At 69.5% G+C, this 18,203-nt stretch carries 22 protein-coding genes; 11 read left to right on the forward strand and 11 right to left on the reverse strand.

Annotated features, from left to right (window positions below):
• The first annotated feature begins 166 nt into the window (after nt 1–166).
• Genes J5226_RS19725 through J5226_RS19735 form a run of 3 tightly spaced genes read left to right on the forward strand, consistent with a single transcriptional unit; the run spans nt 167 to nt 4,247 of the window.
• The gene (locus J5226_RS19725) at nt 167–784 is read left to right on the forward strand and encodes a hypothetical protein (protein ID WP_215836240.1); all 618 of its coding nucleotides are present in this window, start codon (nt 167–169) and stop codon (nt 782–784) included.
• Nucleotides 781–1,692 carry a hydroxymethylglutaryl-CoA lyase gene (locus J5226_RS19730; protein WP_304414064.1) on the forward strand — a complete coding sequence of 304 codons (912 nt, stop codon included), beginning with the start codon at nt 781–783 and terminating at the stop codon, nt 1,690–1,692. Before J5226_RS19725 ends, J5226_RS19730 begins: the two co-directional genes overlap by 4 nt.
• Nucleotides 1,689–4,247, forward strand: coding sequence for an EAL domain-containing protein (locus tag J5226_RS19735; protein WP_215836241.1), 2,559 nt, complete (start codon nt 1,689–1,691; stop codon nt 4,245–4,247). Before J5226_RS19730 ends, J5226_RS19735 begins: the two co-directional genes overlap by 4 nt.
• A gap of 510 nt (nt 4,248–4,757) precedes the next feature.
• Here the strand turns inward: J5226_RS19735 and J5226_RS19740 are convergent.
• Nucleotides 4,758–5,582: an agmatinase family protein gene (locus J5226_RS19740; protein WP_215836242.1), complete on the reverse strand. Its 825-nt coding sequence runs from the start codon at nt 5,580–5,582 to the stop codon at nt 4,758–4,760.
• Between the two features lie 32 nt (nt 5,583–5,614).
• Entirely contained in the window at nt 5,615–6,229 is a 615-nt protein-coding gene (locus J5226_RS19745; protein ID WP_215836243.1) for an urea carboxylase-associated family protein, read from the reverse strand.
• A 115-nt stretch (nt 6,230–6,344) separates the two neighbouring features.
• Between J5226_RS19745 and J5226_RS19750 the strand changes: the two genes are divergently transcribed.
• Nucleotides 6,345–7,253 carry a LysR family transcriptional regulator gene (locus J5226_RS19750; protein WP_215836244.1) on the forward strand — a complete coding sequence of 303 codons (909 nt, stop codon included), beginning with the start codon at nt 6,345–6,347 and terminating at the stop codon, nt 7,251–7,253.
• Nucleotides 7,254–7,304: 51 nt separating this feature from the next.
• On the opposite strand, the gene J5226_RS19755 is transcribed toward J5226_RS19750, so the two are convergent.
• The 4 genes from J5226_RS19755 to J5226_RS19770 form a co-directional block, all read right to left on the reverse strand.
• Nucleotides 7,305–7,496 (reverse strand): hypothetical protein, encoded by a 192-nt coding sequence (locus J5226_RS19755; RefSeq protein ID WP_215836245.1) that lies wholly within the window; start codon nt 7,494–7,496, stop codon nt 7,305–7,307.
• Nucleotides 7,497–7,731: 235 nt separating this feature from the next.
• Complete coding sequence (locus tag J5226_RS19760) at nt 7,732–8,124, reverse strand: type II toxin-antitoxin system PemK/MazF family toxin (RefSeq protein ID WP_215836246.1); 393 nt, start codon at nt 8,122–8,124, stop codon at nt 7,732–7,734.
• 80 nt (nt 8,125–8,204) lie between these two features.
• Nucleotides 8,205–8,714: a hypothetical protein gene (locus J5226_RS19765; RefSeq protein ID WP_215836247.1), complete on the reverse strand. Its 510-nt coding sequence runs from the start codon at nt 8,712–8,714 to the stop codon at nt 8,205–8,207.
• Between the two features lie 91 nt (nt 8,715–8,805).
• The gene (locus tag J5226_RS19770) at nt 8,806–9,639 is read right to left on the reverse strand and encodes an aminotransferase class IV family protein (RefSeq protein WP_215836248.1); all 834 of its coding nucleotides are present in this window, start codon (nt 9,637–9,639) and stop codon (nt 8,806–8,808) included.
• Between the two features lie 101 nt (nt 9,640–9,740).
• Here J5226_RS19770 and J5226_RS19775 point away from each other — a divergent pair, with 101 nt between their 5' ends.
• A complete protein-coding gene (locus tag J5226_RS19775) occupies nt 9,741–10,667 on the forward strand; it encodes a LysR substrate-binding domain-containing protein (RefSeq protein ID WP_215836249.1) in 927 nt (308 codons plus the stop codon).
• Between the two features lie 4 nt (nt 10,668–10,671).
• On the opposite strand, the gene J5226_RS19780 is transcribed toward J5226_RS19775, so the two are convergent.
• On the reverse strand, nt 10,672–11,136 hold the full coding sequence (locus J5226_RS19780; RefSeq protein ID WP_215836250.1) for a hypothetical protein: 465 nt from the start codon (nt 11,134–11,136) through the stop codon (nt 10,672–10,674).
• A gap of 154 nt (nt 11,137–11,290) precedes the next feature.
• Nucleotides 11,291–11,791, reverse strand: coding sequence for a hypothetical protein (locus J5226_RS19785; protein ID WP_215836251.1), 501 nt, complete (start codon nt 11,789–11,791; stop codon nt 11,291–11,293).
• Nucleotides 11,792–11,928: 137 nt separating this feature from the next.
• On the opposite strand from J5226_RS19785, the gene J5226_RS19790 reads away from it, so the two are divergent.
• The 3 genes from J5226_RS19790 to J5226_RS19800 all read left to right on the forward strand — a co-directional run bounded on the left by J5226_RS19790 (nt 11,929) and on the right by J5226_RS19800 (nt 13,863).
• Entirely contained in the window at nt 11,929–12,813 is an 885-nt protein-coding gene (locus J5226_RS19790) for a hypothetical protein (RefSeq protein ID WP_215836252.1), read from the forward strand.
• A 491-nt stretch (nt 12,814–13,304) separates the two neighbouring features.
• Nucleotides 13,305–13,523 carry a hypothetical protein gene (locus tag J5226_RS19795; RefSeq protein WP_215836253.1) on the forward strand — a complete coding sequence of 73 codons (219 nt, stop codon included), beginning with the start codon at nt 13,305–13,307 and terminating at the stop codon, nt 13,521–13,523.
• Between the two features lie 124 nt (nt 13,524–13,647).
• Nucleotides 13,648–13,863 (forward strand): hypothetical protein, encoded by a 216-nt coding sequence (locus J5226_RS19800; RefSeq protein ID WP_215836254.1) that lies wholly within the window; start codon nt 13,648–13,650, stop codon nt 13,861–13,863.
• A gap of 16 nt (nt 13,864–13,879) precedes the next feature.
• Here J5226_RS19800 and J5226_RS19805 read toward each other — a convergent pair whose 3' ends face one another.
• From J5226_RS19805 to J5226_RS19815, 3 genes are all read right to left on the reverse strand, one after another.
• Nucleotides 13,880–14,182 carry a hypothetical protein gene (locus J5226_RS19805; RefSeq protein WP_215836255.1) on the reverse strand — a complete coding sequence of 101 codons (303 nt, stop codon included), beginning with the start codon at nt 14,180–14,182 and terminating at the stop codon, nt 13,880–13,882.
• A 30-nt stretch (nt 14,183–14,212) separates the two neighbouring features.
• On the reverse strand, nt 14,213–14,797 hold the full coding sequence (locus J5226_RS19810; protein WP_215836256.1) for a hypothetical protein: 585 nt from the start codon (nt 14,795–14,797) through the stop codon (nt 14,213–14,215).
• Between the two features lie 116 nt (nt 14,798–14,913).
• The gene (locus J5226_RS19815) at nt 14,914–15,324 is read right to left on the reverse strand and encodes a hypothetical protein (protein WP_215836257.1); all 411 of its coding nucleotides are present in this window, start codon (nt 15,322–15,324) and stop codon (nt 14,914–14,916) included.
• Between the two features lie 249 nt (nt 15,325–15,573).
• Between J5226_RS19815 and J5226_RS25500 the strand changes: the two genes are divergently transcribed.
• From J5226_RS25500 to J5226_RS19830, 3 genes are all read left to right on the forward strand, one after another.
• A complete protein-coding gene (locus tag J5226_RS25500) occupies nt 15,574–16,794 on the forward strand; it encodes a glycosyltransferase (RefSeq protein WP_255322862.1) in 1,221 nt (406 codons plus the stop codon).
• A 264-nt stretch (nt 16,795–17,058) separates the two neighbouring features.
• Nucleotides 17,059–17,469: a hypothetical protein gene (locus tag J5226_RS19825; RefSeq protein WP_215836258.1), complete on the forward strand. Its 411-nt coding sequence runs from the start codon at nt 17,059–17,061 to the stop codon at nt 17,467–17,469.
• Nucleotides 17,470–17,619: 150 nt separating this feature from the next.
• Complete coding sequence (locus tag J5226_RS19830) at nt 17,620–18,153, forward strand: hypothetical protein (protein WP_215836259.1); 534 nt, start codon at nt 17,620–17,622, stop codon at nt 18,151–18,153.
• The last annotated feature ends 50 nt before the right edge of the window (nt 18,154–18,203 follow it).

An 18,203-nucleotide genomic window follows, 5' to 3' on the forward strand; every position in this document is an offset into this window, starting at 1 on the left:
TCGCCCGGGGCCGCGCCTGGACGGGTTCGCGGCGGCCGACACGCCGCCGCGACGCCCCGCGCGCAACGCTGTGTCGCCGCCCCGCCGCGGCCGCGCGCTTGCCGCGGCCGGTGGCCGCCGCCATTTGACGTTTATCCCGTTGGACGCTCTTCCTGCGCGAGCCGCCATGAACCTGTCGCCCTTGTCCTTCCCCCGCGCCGCCCTGCGCCTGTCCCTGGCCGCGCTGATCCTGGCCGGCCTGTCGGCCTGCGTCGCCTTCGAGCGCGCGCCGGTCGCCGAACTGCGCTGCGATCCCGACCTGGCCGGCGCCTGGACCGTCAAGGCCGGCGGCAACGTGCACAAGACCGTCCACGTCGACGCGCGCTGCCGCAGCGACGACTGGCCCGGCCTGGGCGACAAGCCGACCACGCTGGAACTGACCGGCTTCGTCCTCGGCCAAGACCGCTACCTCGTGTTCACCCCCGAACAGGCCCAGCGCGCCATCGGCGCCGACGCCGGCAGCCTCACCGGCACCGCGCCGAAGGGCTCGGTGTTCCTGGTGCTCTACCGCTTCAACGCCCAAGGCGGCCTCGAGGCGTGGCTGCCCGACTCGCAGCGCGCGCTCGACGCCATCGCCCGCGGCGAACTCGCCGGGCGCAAGCTCGACGACCGCTACGCCCTGCTCCAGGGCGAGCCCGAACAATTGCGCGATACCCTCTCGCAACGCCTGAATCTCTTGTACGACACCGACAGAAAGGCCATGGTGTTCGAACGCGCCAAGGCCGCCCGCCAGGATTCCCCATGAGCCAGCCCTTGAACCCTCCCGCCGCCGTGCGCATCGTCGAAGTCGGCCCGCGCGACGGTTTGCAGAACGAAAAAACCCAGATCGCCACCGCCGACAAGATCGCCCTGATCGACCGCCTGTCCGCGACCGGCCTGCGCAGCATCGAAGCCACCAGCTTCGTCAGCCCCAAGTGGGTGCCGCAGCTGGCCGACGCCGCCGAAGTCTTCACCGGCATCCAGCGCAAGCCCGGCGTGCATTACCCGGTGCTGGTGCCCAACGAACAAGGCTACGAGCGCGCGCGCGCGGTCGGCGTGGAAGAGATCGCGGTGTTCACCGCCGCCTCGGAAGCCTTCAACCGCAAGAACATCAACGCCTCCATCGACGAATCGCTCGCCCGCTTCGCGCCGGTGATGCAGCGCGCCAAGGCCGACGGCGTGGCCGTGCGCGGCTACGTGTCCACGGTGCTGGGCTGCCCGTACCAGGGCGACGTGCCGGTCAGCGACGTGGTCCGCGTCGCGCGCGCATTGCACGAGATGGGCTGCTACGAAATTTCGCTCGGCGACACCATCGGCGTGGGCACGCCGGGCAAGGCGCGGGCGATGTTCAAGGCGGTCGCCAGCGAAGTGCCGGTCGCCGCGCTGGCCGTGCATTTCCACGACACCTACGGCCAGGCGCTGCCGAACATCCTGGCCTGCCTGGAAGAAGGCGTGACGGTGATGGACTCGGCCGTGTCCGGCACCGGCGGCTGCCCTTACGCCAAGGGCGCCAGCGGCAACGTCGCCAGCGAGGATGTGGTCTACATGCTGCACGGCCTGGGCGTGCGAACCGGCGTCGATCTCGACGCGCTGGCCGACACCGGCCGCTGGCTGGCCGCCCTGCTCGGCCGCGAAACCGGCAGCAAGGTCGGCAAGGCGCTGGCGGCGGCGTGAAGCCCGACGCGCCCGCGGCCGGTACTGCCTGCGCGTCCGCGGACGCGGCGCCGGGCGATGCGCTCGCCGCGCTGCAAGCGGCGCTGCGCGATCCGCAACTGCCCGCGCACCTGCGCGCCGGGCTGGAACGCGCCGCCGACGCGCTGCGCCGCGAGCGCGACGACGCCGCGCTGATCCGCGAGGCCTTCGACGCGATTCCCGATCTGGTCACCGTGCTCGACGAAGACGGCACCGTGGTCGAGATCAACCGCCACGGCATGGGCGCGCACCGGCGCCTGCGCGAGGACATCGTCGGCCAGCCGATCCACGTGCTCAATCCCGAACTGCCGAAGGATCACCTCGCGCCGGTGTGGGAAACCCTCAACCGCGGCGACAGCTACATCATCGAAGTCACCAACAAGCGCGGCGACGGCACCCGCTTCCCGGTGGAAGTGCATTCGGCCGGCTTCGTCCACGACGGCGCGCGCCGGATCATCGCGGTCGCGCGCGACCTCAGCAGCCGCGAAGAGAACGAGCTGCGCTTCCGCGAGCTGGTCGAATCCATCGACCGCGGCCTGATCGTGCAGGACGACGCGCTGCGCATCGTCTACGCCAACAGCGCAGCGATGAGCCTGCTGTCGCTGCACAGCGGCGAAAGCATCGTCGACGAACTGCGCTCGGGCGATTGGATGGTGGTGGACGAACGCGGCCACGAACTGGCGCCGGAGCACTATCCCTCGCGGGTCGCGCTCGACAGCGGGCTGGTGGTCAACAGCACCGTGCTCGGGCTGTACCACCGCATCCGCCGCGAACTGATCTGGCTGTCGGTCACCGCGGTGCCGCAGTTCCCGCCCGGCGGCGACCGCCCGCATCAGGTGTTCGCGCTGTTCTCCAACATCACCGAACTCAAGCGCGACAGCGCCCTGTTCGACCGCGCCCAGGCGCTGGCCCACATCGGCGGCTGGGAATGGGACGCCGGCCGCGACCGGCTCTATCTCACCTTCGAAGCCCAGCGCATCCTCGGCCGCGACAGCGCGCCGACCCGGATCGAAGAACTGATCGGCTGCCTCCTGCCGCTGGACCGCCACCGCCTGCGCAACGCGCTCGAACGCACCCTCGCCGGCGGCCGCAGCCTGGATCTGGAACTGCAGGGCCTGCGCGCCGACGCCAGCGTGTTCTGGGTGCGCGCCATCGCCGACGCCGGCGTCGGCGACGTAGTGCGACAAGTGCTGACCGGCACCCTGCAGGACATCACCGAACGCAAGCTCGAAGAAGAGCAATTGCGCATCCAGGCGCGCAGCGACCCGCTCACCGGCCTGCTCAACCGCGACGCCGTGCAGGACGAACTGGAACGGCGCCTGGACGCGTTCCCGCACGCGCCCTTGGGCGTGCTCTACATCGACCTGGACCGCTTCAAAGTCGTCAACGACATCCTCGGCCACGCCGCCGGCGACCGCCTGCTGGCCTCGGCCGCGCGCCGCATCCGCCACGCGGTCGGCGATCAGGCCCAGATCGCCCGCTTCGGCGGCGACGAATTCCTCGTGGTGTGCTCGCTCGACGGCGACCCGACCCGCGCCGAACGCCTCGCCGACGCGATCCTGGAAATCTTCGGCGACAGCTTCCGCGTCGACGGCGAGGAATTCACCATCACCGCCAGCATCGGCATCGCCCAGGCGCCGCTCGACGGCCGCACCGCGCAGCAACTGATCCAAAGCGCCGACGTGGCCATGTACGACAGCAAGCGCCGCGGCCGCAACAGCTGGCAAGCCTTCACCCCGGAACTGGCCGAACAGCAGTTGCACCGCCTGCAGTTGGAAACCCACCTGCGCCGCGCCGTGCACAACGACGAGTTCCATCTGGTCTACCAGCCGCAGGTCAACCTGCACGACGGCCGCGTGGTCGCGGCCGAGGCGCTGATCCGCTGGCGCAACCGCTCGCTCGGCGAAATGAGCCCGGACCGCTTCATCGACCATGCCGAAACCACCGGCGACATCGTCGGCATCGGCGGCTGGGTGCTGCACGAAGCCTGCCGCCAATTGCGCCAATGGCGCGATCAAGGCCTGAGCATCGAACGCGTCGCGGTCAACGTCTCCTACCGCCAATTCCTCGGCGACGACCTCGGCCACACCGTCGCCGCCGCGCTGGCCGAACACGGCCTGCCCGGCAGCGCGCTGGAACTGGAATTCACCGAACGCGTGCTGATCGAAGACGCGCCCGACACCGTGCGCACCTTCGCCCGCCTGCGCGAACTCGGCGTGAGCCTGTCGATCGACGACTTCGGCGAGGGCTACAGCGCGCTCAACTACATCCGCCGTTTGCCGATCCACGGGCTCAAGCTCAGCCAGTTGTTCGTGCAGGGCGTGCCGGACAACCAATCCGACGTGGCGGTGTGTCAGGCAGTGACCGGCATCGCCCGCAGCCTCGGCTTGGGTTTGGTCGCCGAGGGCGTGGAAACCCAGCGGCAGCGGGCGTTCCTGCGCGAACTGGGCGTCTTGATCGGCCAAGGCTTCCTGTTCGCGCCGGGCTTGGCGCCCGACGAACTGCGCGATTACTGCCTCGCGCAAACGCCGCGCTGATCCGCGCGGGCGTCGTCTCCCGCCGGTAGGAGCTGCGTAAGCTGCGACCGCGACCTCCGGCCTACGACGCAAGCGAAGTTTCGCGGTCGCAGCTCGCGCAGCTCCTACAGGTCGGACTTCCGGCATCGTCGCGATTGGGCGGACCTCGCGCACCGCCGCTATTCGGCGAGGCCAAGCCGCCAGAACCGGCGCAGCTTCCGTTTCCGACTGTAGGAGCTGCGCAAGCTGCGACCGCGACCTCCGGCTTACGGCGCAAGCGAGGTTTCGCGGTCGCAGCTTACGCAGCTCCTACAGGTCGGACTTCCGGCATCGTCGCGATTGGGCGGACATCCCGCACCGCCGCTATTCGGCGAGGCAAAGCCGCCAGCAGCGGCGCAGGTCCCGTTTCCGACTGTAGGAGCTGCGCAAGCTGCGACCGCGACCTCCGGCCTACGACGCAAGCGCGGCTTCGCGGTCGCAGCTTACGCAGCTCCTACCGCCGGGCCTCACACGTCAGCGCGACTGGGCGATTCACGCCGCCAGATTCGCCGCCGCGCGCGTCCCGCCCGCCAGGATCCCGGCGATCTCCTTGACCAGCTTCGCCGCCACCAGCGCCGTCGTGTTCTCGATATCGCAACGCGGGTTGTACTCGACCACATCGGCCGCGACCAAACGCCGCTCCAGGCTATGGATCAAGCCGATCGCTTGCCGCGGCGTCGCCCCGCCCGGTTCGCGGTGCGATACGCCCGGCGCGAACGCCGGATCCAGCGCGTCGAGATCGAGCGAGAGATACACCGGCCCGTCGATCCGCAGTTGCAGGTCGCCGGTCCATTGCGCCGCGCTCACCGTCTCCACGCCGAAACGGCGGAACTGCGCGCGATGCTCGGCGCTGGTCGCGCGCAGGCCGACCTGGATCAAGCGGTCCGCCAACCCTTCTTCCATGATCCGCGCGAACGGCGAAGCGTGCGAGCGCGGATTGCCTTGGTAGGCGTCGTAGATATCCGGATGCGCATCGACATGCACGATGGTCAAACGCGAATGGCGGCGGCGCACCGCGCGCAGGATCGGATGGGTCACCGCATGATCGCCGCCGAGTGAAATCAACGGATGCCCCGGTTCCAGCGCGCGCTCCACCGCTGTTTCGATCGACGTCCACGGATCGACGCCCGCGTCGAAGCGCACATCGCCGTGGTCGATCCAGCGCCCAGGCGCCGACAGATCCACCCCGCTCTCGCTGTACTGCGCGTACGCATCGGAAAACAGCTCGCGGCGGATCGCGGCCGGCGCCTCGGCCGGGCCGCGCAGGTAGGAAGAATTTTCGTCGTTGGGAACGCCCAACAAAGCGATCGGGGTCATGGCGGTGTCCTCGCGTAGGGAAACGCTAAACGTCAAAGAATCAGATAAGCCAGCGAGCGCGGCGGCGCGCCGCCGTTGCAGGTCGCGGCCGGGCAGGCGGAGATCGCCACGGCCAGATCCATCTCGGCGCGCAGTTCGACCCAATCGCCGGCGCGCGACGCCGCCGGGCGGACCGTCAGCCGTCCGTCCGGCGCGATGTCGGCGCGCATGAACAGGTTCAACGGCGTCGGCAACGGCCCGGGCTCCACGCCCAACCCGCGCAGCGCGGCGCACAGGTTGTCGTGGCAATTGCGCGGCTCGCCGTCGAGGCCGTACTGCAGGCGGTACATCGGCGCGCTGCACGCCGCATGCAGGAAATCGTGGCGGCCGACGCGGTCGCCGACGAGGGTCAGCAAGCGCCGGCTGCGGTCCGACCACAGCACATCGCCGCTGCTCAGCAGCAGCTTGCCGCCGTAATCGAAAGTGCAGCCGTTGCTGAGCCGCTCGCCGCCGTCGGCCGAATAAGCCATCAGATCGCCGCTCTGGCCGCCGTGCGGGTCGTAGATGCGCAGGCGCTGGCCGCCGCGCAACCGCACGCCGACCGCGCCGGCGGCGGGCACGGGCAAGGCGGACGCGGGCACCGCGGCGGTGGGAGGCATCGGAGGCATGGGGTCGGCTCGTCGACGCGGGCCGCACGGCGCGACCCGATCCGGCGCCGACCTTAGCCGCGCCGATCTCGCAGGTCTACTTCACTTAACTAAGAGTCGTTGTAAGATTTTCTGCATGTTCGACCTGACCCGCCTGCGCCTGCTGCGCGAACTCGCCCACCGCGGCACCATGACCGCGGTGGCCGAAGCTCTGGGGCTGACCTCGTCGGCGGTGTCGCAGCAACTGGCCACGCTCGAACGCGAGGCCGGCGCCAAGCTGCTGGAGCAAGTCGGCCGCCGGGTGCGGCTGACCGCGCAGGGCGAGCGTCTGGCCGCGCACGCCGACACCATCGTGCGCCAGGTCGAAACCGCCGCGCTGGAGCTGCGCGAATTCGCCGCGCAACCCGCCGGCGAGCTGCAAGTCGCCAGCTTCTCCACCTTCGCCAAGCAGCACCTGCTGCCGGCCGTCGCGCGCGCGCAGCGGCGCTTCCCGCGCCTGCGCGTGCGCCTGAGCGAACTGGAATCCGACGACGCCCTGCTCGCGGTGCGCGAAGGCCGCTGCGATCTGGCGTTGAGCTTCGCCTACAACCTCGTCCCGCGCGCGCCGGTCGCCGGCCTCAGCGCGCAGCCGCTGCTGGAAGAACCGGTGCTGCTGGCGCTGCCGGCCACGTGGCGCGACCGCGGCGGCGCGGTCGATCTGCGCCGGCTCGCGCGCCAAGACTGGATCGTCGGCTCGCGCCAGAGCGACGACGGCCTGCTGGCCGAACGCGCCTGCGCCGCGGCCGGTTTCGTCCCGCGCATCGTCCACACCATCGACGATTACGATCTGATGCTGCGCATGGTCGCCGCCGGATTCGGCATCGGCTTCGTGCCGCGATTAGCGCTGCAAGGCCCAGGCGCCGACGCGGTGATCGCGCGCGCGGTGCACGGCGCGCCGCCGACCCGGCGCATCCAGGCCTGGACCCGCGACGCGCTGGCCGATTCGCCGCTAGTGCGCGCCTTGCTCGCGGAATTGCGCGACACCATCGGCGCGGACGCGGGTTGACGCCGCCGGCGAAGCGCTCCGCGCAGCGAAGCGCTTCGCCGGGCGCGTGGGTTACGGGATCAGGCAGCAGCTATGGCGATCGCCGCCGTAGGTACAACCCGCGCGGCACGGACAACCCGTTTCCGGGCTCGTGCACTTGCCGTCGACGAAGGTGGGCTGCACCGCCACCGCGCCGAAGCTGAAAGACCCCGCGAGGGCGAACGCGAGCAACGCCGACTTCATTCGCGAACCGAGCTTCTTCATGTTCCGTCTCCAGGATGGGAACCGCGCGCCGCCGTCCCTGGCCCGCCGCGCGGCGGCTGAAGCGACGTCCTTGTCCGGTCCGATGCGACGTGGGGAGAACGCGGCGCGCCGAAGCGCCCGCGACCGGAGCCGAACCCAGCGTCGCAGACGCCGGCCCGCGCGCATGCACGCGCGACGCGCACCCAATGCCAAGCCGCCCACTGCGTTACGTTCGCGCGCCGGCGGCGCCGGCGCTTCAGCGCTGATACGCGGACTGGACGAAACGCAGCCCGGCCAGGATCTGGGCGACGCGCTCGGGCGACAGCGCGCCGATGCGCTCGCCCAACCGCGCCTTGTACACGCAGGAAATCTGCGAGACCACGACCACGCTGCGCCGCGGCAACCCGCCCTCGCCGGGCTCCAGCGCGACGTTGCCCGGCTCGGCCGCGCGCGCCGGGTTAGTGCTGAGCGCGCACACCACCACCGTAGCGATGCGCGAGCGGTTGAACAGATCGTCCTGAACCACCACGTGCGGATGCGGCGCGCCCGGCACCGAGCCGCGCGCGGGATCCGGCGGCAGCCAAAACACCTCGCCCTGGGCGATGCGGTCGTGCGCGATGGCCGCGAAGGCCTCGAGGTCTCTATCCATGGCGGCGCCGAAACAGGAGAACGAACCGGCGCGTGCCCGCGCGCCGCGGCGCCGCGGCACGGCGCGCGGCGAACGCCCGATCAGTCCTTGAAACAGGCGCCCAGCAGCGGATTGAGCACGCCGCCGATCTTCTGCGCCGCGAGCGGATTCGACGACACCGTCGCCGCGCGCAGCTTCTTGTACGCCGGCGAGTCCATCGTCGCCTTGGCCTGCGCCCACTCTTCCGGGGTGAAGGCCTTGTCCGGGTCGGCGTTGCTCAGCATCGCCGCCTGATACTTCGCGCCGAGCGCGCTGGCGTAGAACGTCTCCAGCGCCGCGCGCTCCTCGGCGCTCAGGCTGGCGTCGATCACTTCCTGCACCGGCGCGGCCACCGCGTCGTCGGCCAGGCCGCGCGCGCAGGCGATCTGCGCCGGCTTGGCGTTGCGGTCCTGCTGCGCGCCCTGGCGGATGCCGGCGACGATGCCGGCCGACACCGCGCGGGCGGTGGCGCTGGCCGCGGCGTCTTTCGGCACCGCCGGCTCCAGCGCATGCGCGGCGAAGGCGGCGAACAGGGCGAACGGCAGCGACAACAGCGAGGCGGCGCGGGGCATGCGGTTTTCCGTGGCGGACGCGGCCGCGCGATGCGCCCGCAATGCCGCGACGATACCGCAGCCGCCGCGCCCGGTCATGCCCCGGCCGCGCTCACGGCGCCGACGCGGGCTCGGCGGCGAACGCGCGGTGCAGCGCTTGCAGGAACTCCGGCGCCTCGGGCAGCGCAGTCGCGCCGATGCGGCGCACGGCCACGCCCGGCGTCCACGAGTTCATCACCGCCGCGCCGCGCAGCGCCGGCAGATCGGCCGGCGTCAGCGCGCGCTCGCGCTGGGCCACGCCCGCGCGTTCGAGCTGGCGGCGCACGATCCCCTGGGTCGTGCCGATCAGCATCTCGGCCTGCGGCCACACCACCGCCTCGCCGTCCCAAAACGCCAGATTCCAGATCGTCGCCTCGCTGAAGCGGCCGTGGCGGTCGAGGAAGGCGGCATCGTCGTAGCCTTGTTCGAGCGCGCGGCGCAGGTGATAGGTCTTGGCGATCTCGCCGACGTGCTTGCGGTGCGGCAGCGTGCGCTCGTGTTCGACGGCGGTCAGCGCCAGCGGCCTGCGCGGGCCGTCGGACGGCGGCGCGGTGCGCACCAGCACCGACGGCATCGCGACCGCGTCGCCGGCGGCGAATTCGCCGGCCGGCTGGAACACGGTCGCGGTCAGCGATAGATCGGCCGGCGAGCGGCGCAGCGCTTCGCGCAGATAGGCCAGCACGGTCTCGTCCGGCACGGCGCGGCCGTACAGCTCCAGCGAGGCCTCGCGCAGCCGGCGCAGATGCAGGTCGAGCCCGCGCACGCGGCCGTCGCGCACCTGCATCGCGGTGAAGTGCGCGTGGCCGGCGAAGGCCAGCGGCGCCAGCGCGGCCGCGTCGGCGTCGCGGCCGTCGATCCGGGCGATGGCGGCGAATTCGGCGGCGGGAACGGAAAGGGAAGCGGACATCGGAACACTCCAAACGAACGATGCCGGCGACTATCGAAGATTGACCGCGCGCGGGGAAACGAGTAGTTCTCGCCCCACCGTCAAATTCCGCTTGAAGATCGATGTCACGCACCCTGCCCGGCACCCGCGCCCTGCGCACCTTCGAGGCCGCCGCGCGCCATTTGAATTTCACCCGCGCCGCCGAGGAAGTCGGGCTGACTCCGGCCGCGGTGAGCTACCAGATCAAGGAAATCGAAGAGCAACTCGGCGTGACCTTGTTCGTGCGCAACAGCCGCAGCATCCAGCTCACCGCCGCCGGCGCCGAGCTGTACCGCGCCGCGGTCGAAGCGCTCGGCACCTTGCAGCGCGCGCTCGGCCGCGCGCGCCGGCTGGCGCGCGGCGACGGCCCGCTGCGGGTCTCGCTGAGCGCGCGGCTGGCGAGCAACTGGCTGCTGCCGCGCTTGCCGCGGCTCAAGGCCGCGCATCCCGAACTCGCGCTGAGTTTCGACGTCAGCGACGAACTGCGCGACTTCGACGCCGACGGCATCGATCTGGCGATCCGCTTCGGCGCCGGCGACGACGCCGGCCTGCGCAGCCAGCGCCTGTTCGCGCCGACCATCGTCGCGGTGTGCAGCCCCGCGCTGCTGGACGGCGGCGCGCCGTTGCGCGCGCCGCGCGATCTGCTCGACCGCGGCGTCTGCCTGAGCCACGTGGTCTGGCGCAGCGGCGACATGGTCTGGCCGGATTGGCGCCAATGGATGGCCGCGGCCGGCATCGCCGACTTCGACGACCGCGCGTGCATGGGGTTCGCCGATTCCGCGCACGTGGTCCAGGCCGCGCTCGACGGGCACGCGGTCGGGTTGGCGGAACTGGAGTTGATCGACGCCGATCTCGCCCAAGGCCGGCTGGTGCGTTTGTTCGACATCGCCGTGCCGATGCCGCGCGATTACGCCTACCGCGTGGTGCACGCGCCCGAACGCGACGACGATGCGCGCGTGGTCGCGCTGCGAGAGTGGTTGCTGGCGCAGGCGCGACCGGCGACGGAATGAATCCTCAGCGCGTCCCGGCGTCCGCGGCGGGCGCCTGTCCCGGCAGGGTCACGACCCACGGCAGCGGCACCTTGGCCTGCAAACGTCCCGCGCAGGCCGCGCCGGCATCCGCGCAGCCCGCGGCGGGCTCGTAACGCACGCTTTCCGGCGCGATCGGACCCAACGCGTCCGGAATACGGCTGGACACCAAGCTCAGCGCGACCTCCATCAACGCCGCGCAACGCGCCTGACGCTCCTGCAACGGCGCGTCGGCGGGCGACTCGGGGCAATCGACCCGAATCGCCTCGCCGTTCGCGCGCAGCACGATCTCGTCGGCCATGGCGAAGTCGTAGATCGCGCACTGCGCGCTGCCCGGCAAACAGGGCGAGGCATCGGGGCGCTGATCGACCACCGGCTTGCCGGCGCAGGCGCTCGACAACAGGCAGCCGGCGAACACCGCGACGGCGAGAGATCGGTGGGCGAAGGTCATAGCCTCGTGCTCCTGCACTCGGTTCGTTTCTATCGGCCCCGCGCAGGACTGTGCACGGGGTCATCGGCCTCGTCGATTGTAATCGGCGCGATGCGGCGCGCCTTCCCACTCGGCCACACAAACGGCGACAGGCGTCGATGCGCAAAGCCGCGCGTTACGCGCCCTCGCCGGCGACGCTCGCGGCCAGATCCTCGAGCAAACGCTGTTGCAGCTCCGGCACGAGGCAGAAGAACCCGCGCGCGCCGAGGATGCGGTGATTGGGATTGGGCCGATAGCCGTCCTCGACGATGCGGCCGCCCTCGATCTGGAAGGCGCCGACGATGTCTTCCGGCGGAACCGCGTCCTGCGGCGTTTCGGCGCGGCCATCGACGATGACCACCAAGCCCTCGCCTTGCCGCTGCGCTTCGGCGATCAGGGCCGGCAACGACGGCGCATGGCGCGCGATCACGCCGTGCAGGAACTCGACGAACACGCGGTTGCGCGCGAAGTTGTCCGGAGCGATGCCCGGCCGCTCGGGATCGATGATCTGACCGACGATTTCCTGCGGCGCGATGCCGCGCACCGACAGCTGATCTTGCGGCGTCAAGGTCACATAGGCCACCGGCCCGTCGGGCTGGGTGACCTTGCACACGAGCAGGGGCAGGTCCGATTGCATGCGAACTCCACGATCGAGAGGGGCCGCGCGGCGGCGCGGCGCGCGCGCCATCCTAGCCCGAGGCGGAGCGCCGCGCACGGTCGCGGCGCGGACGATGCGCTAGCATCGGCGCCGGACTCGCCCAGGAGACTCGCGCCGTGTCCCATCCCGTGTTCCTCGAAAGCCCGCCGTGGCCGCGCATGCCCGAAGGCGGCCGCGGCGAATGGCCCGGCTATTTCGCCCAGGGCGGCCCGTCGCTGGAGGCCAACGCGCGCATCCCGCTGTTCTGGCAAGCGCTGTTCGCGCCGGACGACTTGCAGCAAGCGCGCAGCCTCGACGAGTTCGATCCCGACAGCGAGGCCGTGGAACTGGCCGAATTCCGCGAAGGCGCGACTCGAGCGCAATTGGAAGCGACCTATCCGTATCTGGTCGCCGAACGCGACGCCGCGCTGACGCGCTTGCTCGCGCGCCGCGACGCGCTGCTGGGCTTGGTCGGCGAACGCTATCGGCCGATCTTCGACGCGTTCGCCGACTACGTGCGCAACGCCTACGGCCCTTATCTGCTGGTCCGCACCGGCGGCTTGCCCGACGCGGAGGACGCCACCGGCTGGCTGAGCGCGCAACTGCAGTGCCTGGTCGCGTTGGAACGCAGCGGCGAAGCCTCCGCCCCGCTCGCCGACGACGCCGACGAACTGGCGCGCGCGCACGACCGCGACGCGGTGTGGCTCGCCACCGGTTCCGGCGGCGGCAGCGACGATCCCGCGCTGGCATGGCCGAGCCTCGCCCTGCGCAAGGCCTGGCCCGCGTGCGTACCGCTTCCGCGCTCGTCGCGCCCGGCCAACGACGATGCCGGCGACCGCCCGCGCTACCGCCCGCCGAGTCGCCTCGACAACATCCTCGAATGGCTCGCCGCGCTGATCTTCGCCGCCGCCGCGCTGGGCACGTGGTTCGCCACGCGCTCGCTGTGGCTGTCGGCGCTGGCCGCGGCCGTGGCGACGGTGGTTACGGTGTGGGGGTTGTTGTGGTTGAAGCGCGAGCGCTGAGCTCTCGTCCGCCGCATCGCCTCTAGTTCGCCGCCTCGCCTGCCGCCCTCGCTTGCCGCATACCTTCGCCTCCCTCGTTTTCCTACCGCACCCCACACCCCGTCATTCCTGCGAAAGCCGGAATCCATTTTGTTGTTGCTCTTTCACTGCAGGCGGGAGAGAAAAATCAAAATGGATTCCGGCTTTCGCCGGAATGACGGAGCGAAGGTTCGCCCGAAACATCGAGGGTTCGCTCGACCGACCGAAGGTTCCTGCGACAGATCGAACATTCGTCCACGGCTTCGCCGCCACCTGAAGCCCGAGTTGCGCACCGCACCGATGCCGCCGGCTATTCAGCCAACACCCCGCAAATCGCCGCGCCCCAACCTCGCAAGAAACTGCGCCACCCAGCACAAACCGCACGGGCATGCACACCTAGCATGGACCGGCCGCGCAAGGACCGCCCGGCCGGGCGTTCGCGAACGGCTTCGCCACTTTCCAGGAGGTTTTCGATGAAGCAGCAAGGAACGATCCGCTTATCTCTGGCCGTGTTCGCCTTCGGCCTGTCGCTCTCGCTCAGCGCGTTCGCACTGCCCAGCCCCAACCCCTGCGTTGTGTGCGAGACGACCTATGAAAAGTGCTTGAACGACGACGTCCTCACCGACCGGCAGTGCACCATCAATTACCGGGTCTGCATGAGGAATGTCGGCGGCCTTCCCTGCCCACTGTGATCCGTCGCATCCAGGCACCGTCCGTGCCGGAGCGCGCTCCGAGCGGACATCTGTGCGCGAGCCCGTCGCGCATCCGCGGGCTGACGGCCCGCGGCCGCCAGCCCGCTGACTCCAGGAGACTCCGATGAAATCCCAAACCCGCTTGCGGCTGGCGCTCGCGACCTTCGCCTTCGGCCTGGCCGCCTCGGTCGGCGTCAACGCCACCGATGTCTGCACGCGCTGCGAGAACAACTACCAATCCTGCCAAGCCACAGGCACCAACGAAGCGCAGTGCTACCAGTGGTACCTGGAATGCACTGGCTTCGGCGCCGGCCACCGCCCCTGCCCGGCGCCGCGCTGAACCGCGCCCCGGCGCGTCAACGCGCGCCGGGGGCGGGACAATGTTCGCCGATGGGCAGGCCGTCTTTCAGCGCGAACAGCTCCAGGCAATCGCGGCCGTCGAGTTCGATCCGCCGCACGTCCACATCGCGCACGCAGACCTCGCCATCGGGTACGCGGCGGCCGTAGCGCATCCATTCGACCTGATCGAAACGGCACACAGGCGCGAACGCCATCCACGCCCAGAGCCCGAGCACGCACAGGCCCGTCGCCGCGAGCACCTTGGCCGCGGCCAGTACGATCCGCCCCAGCGACGCCGCGATCGCTCTTCTCGTCGACATGGCCTCGCTCTCCTCGCGCGCGACGGCGCTTCAGTCCGACGCCTCGAACCAATGCTCCGCGCGGCGGATGCCGCGCGCCCAGTCGCCGCGGCACGCGTCGTCCTCGATCATCGCCGGAATCTCGACGTAGCGTCGCACCGTGTGCTTCACCGGGAATCCCAAGCCCCAATAGAAATCGACGATCTTGCCGCAACCCGGCCTGTCGCCAACCCAGATCACATGAGCCAGATCGCCAGCCTCCGGCGGCACCGGCACACGGACCGACTCGCCAGCCACCGCACGCCTGAGCGCCCAGTTCGCCAACGCCTGATAACGCGGCAGATCCCGCTCGAAACGCCAACTGCGCAGCCCTTGCCCCACCTCCAGGCCCAGCGGTATCGCCGCCACCAGCAGGGCCGGAGCGAGCAATCCCCACATGCGCAGACGGCTCCAATGCCGCACCGCGCGCGCCAGCCAAAACAACGCCCCGGGCAGCAACAGCAGGAACAGCCCCATGCTGACGAACTGCCGCACCGCGCTCGGATGCATAGCGAAAGCCGCGATGCTGCAGGCGGTCGCCGCCGCCAGCGCGAACGCGACGAGATCGGCCACACCGAACCTGCGCGTGGCGCTCATCGCCATGCCCCCTGCACGCGAATAAAGACCACGACCTGCGTCGGCACACAGAGTTCTCGTTCCATCGAATCGCCCATCCGGTAGTGAACGCATTGCGGCCTGTCGGCCCGCTTCGATCAAGCACGAGCCAGCGCCGGCTTCTCGCGCACCGTCATCCAAAACGCCAACGCCGCGACTATCCCGACCACGCACCACACCGGCAAATCGCGGGCCTGCCACGCGCTCGCCCCGCTCACGAACATCACGACCGATGCGCCACCCAAAGCGCCTGCCGATGCGCACGACCACCAGCGCACCCAGCGCAACGCGCGCAGAATCAGAAACAGCGGCAAGCCGAGGATCGCGACCGCCGGCAACGCGAAGTAAAACGCCAGCAGCGCCACGCCGAAATCGTCGAGCGACAGTCCGCCCCGGCGCCACGAGGCGCGAAGCACCAGCGAGACCGCCACGGCCGCGGCGGCCGTCATCGTCGCGGCGGCCAATCGTCTCCATGCCATCCGCGCCGCCACCTCCGTGCCGCCGTCCATTGCGTCCCCGCGCGAGTTCGAACCGGAGCCGACAGTATCCAGCCGCGCCGGACCGCACAACCGGCGCGCTCCGCGCCGCGGACGAAGTCCCGCGAAACGCCGCCGCGCGCGGCCCGAAAAACAAAACGGGAAGGGCTTTCGCCCTTCCCGGTATCAACATAGTACTCCGTCCAGGGCTTGCAGCAAGCCCCCCGCGCGGGCGCAGGATCGCCGGCCTCCGCCGCTATCGGCGCAAACGGGAGTAAGGCCATGCGTGTTCTGTTATCGACGTTCGGCTCGCGCGGGGACGCCGAGCCCTTGGCCGGACTGGCCGCGGCGCTGCAGGCCCAGGGCGCGCAGGCGCGGGTCTGCGCGGCGCCAGACTTCGCCCAGCGCTTCGCCCAGGCCGGCGTGGAGCTGTTCCCGGTCGGCCCCTGCGTGCGCGACTGGATCCGCGAAGTCATGGCCGACCCGAAACCCAACATCCGCGAGCGCGCCTCGCACGTGATGGACCTGTACTTCGACGCGCTGTCCGTCGCCGCCGAAGGCTGCGACGCGGTGCTCGCCACCGGCCTGTTCCCCTCCACCGTCGCCGCCCAGGCCATCGCCGAGCGCCGCGGCCTGCCTTACGTCTACGCCGGCTACTGCCCCACTTATCTGCCCTCCGCGCACCACCGGCCATTCCAGTTCCCCGACCGACCGCTGCCGCCGGAAACCGCCGACAACCGCGAACGCTGGGCGCTGAACACGATCACCATGCAGGAGGTGTTCGGCGAACCCGCCAACCGCCACCGCACCGCGATCGGCCTGCCGCCCGCGCACGACCTGCGCGACCGCGTGTTCACCGCAAACCCCTGGCTGGCCTCGGACCCGACCCTGAGCCCGTGGGCGCCGACCAGCCTGTGCGAGGTCTGGCAAACCGGCGCCTGGGTCTTGCACGACGACCGCCCGCTCGCGCCCGACCTGCGCGACTTCCTCGACGCCGGCGACGCGCCGGTGTACGTCGGCTTCGGCAGCATGTCGCTGCACGCCTGGACCGACGCCGCGCGCATCGCCGTCGAAGCGGTGCGCGCACAAGGCCGCCGCATCGTCCTCGCCGGCGGCTGGGCCGGCCTGTCCCCGGCCGACGCGGGCGTAGACTGCTTCGCCGTCGGCGAAATCAACCAACAAGCCCTGTTCCCGCGCATGGCCGCGATCGTCCACCACGGCGGCGCGGGCACCACCACCGCCGCCGCGCGCAGCGGCGCGTCGCAAGTGGTGGTGCCGCAGATCGGCGATCAGCCGTATTGGGCGGGGCGCGTGGCCGATTTGGGCATCGGCGTGGCGCATGCGGGGCCGGTGGCGACGGTGGAGTCGCTGTCGGCGGCGTTGGCGGGGGCGTTGAAGGCTGAGACGCGGGCTAGCGCTAAAGCGGTGGCGGGGATGGTGCGGGGGGATGGGGCGGAGGTGGCGGCGAAGCGGTTGGTCGGGATGTTTGGCACCCACCACTAAGAGAGACTACGGAGCGCGCGCTCGGCTCATCCGAGGCGCGCTTCGTCTATCGCTCGCTGATGCATCCGGACCATCGTTTAGGAACACAATATCAAACGGATAAGCCTCCGCCACCAAGGCTCCTTCCAGCAGTCGGCAAGTGGCCTCACATCCCAAGATGCTTCCCAGCGGCACTCGGCTGACATATGAGGACTACCCACAAGAGATGTGGTGCGTCACTTGCCCGGTAGCCCCAAAAGTCGCCGTCCCTAAGGGATCACACAGATGAACAAGGCCGTCTTCCCTCTATTGCTACTTTCTTTCTCCAGTCTTTTTCCCGCGCACGGTTCGGGAAACGAAACTGCAGCACTCCATCGCAGATATGCATCTGCTGCCACAGAGATGCACCGAGTCCAAGTCGCAATGGACGCCATCAATGCGAAGCTCATTTGTCGCGGCTGCAAGATTGATGTAGTGGATGAAATATTTTCGACTGATTTTAGGCTTAAGGATCAGAACAGCCTTGGGTACGACGGCAAGTACTCCGAAGCCGTCTATTTCGATCCACCCAAGGACCTGAACCAAACGAATGCAGCCCCGGAGAGAGCACTGTCCTACAGAGGGTGGTATCTCGCAGTTAAGTTCGACAAGAACGGGGAACTGATCGACTACTACCTGACCAACATACACAAGTAGTCGAACGAAGCATCGGTATGGCGCGGCATACGCGGTCCGGGATGGTTCAACGATGACATCATCGCGACCCAAACCATTGCGAGCGAAATTCCGCTAGCCGCCGACGATAGAGCGCAAGAAGGCGATTGATCCGCTTAAAGGGAGGCCCCGATGAAGACCGCAGAAGAAATTGCTTTCGCCCCGGACTCTCCGCAACTCATCGTGGGCAAACTGTCGCTGAAGGCATTCCAGCCCAAAGACGACCGCCCCGCCGACGTAATTTATTCGCTCCACGGACAGGAACACATCGAGCGCGGCTTCGCATCGCTGACCTATTCGTCCTCCAGCCACTCTCTGGTTCCCGTGACGGAGCTGATCCGCTGGAAAAATTTTTTGCTGGTGCTGGGACGGCGCTCATGCCTCGTCTTCGATCGAGAAGCGGGCCGTCTTGCCGATACAGTCGCACTCAATCGCCGGGAAACCGACGACACCGGGTTCTACGACGTAAAGTTCCAGGATTCCGATCAAATACTCGTGGTGGTTTATGAAAGCGGGATCTTTGCCGTCACAGCGACAGGGGTTCTCTGGCACCACCACAAGACATGGGACGAGCTCGTCACCTCTATCGACGCCGACAGCATCGTCGTTACCACTGGCGATGAAGGTCAATACACCCTAGAGACCCAGACCGGCCATATGAACTGACTAACCGCAGACGCGAAACACCCTCCAACGCATCAATCCGGCCGGGCACC

Origin of the sequence: Lysobacter sp. K5869, assembly GCF_018847975.1 — a bacterium.
GTDB lineage: Bacteria > Pseudomonadota > Gammaproteobacteria > Xanthomonadales > Xanthomonadaceae > Lysobacter.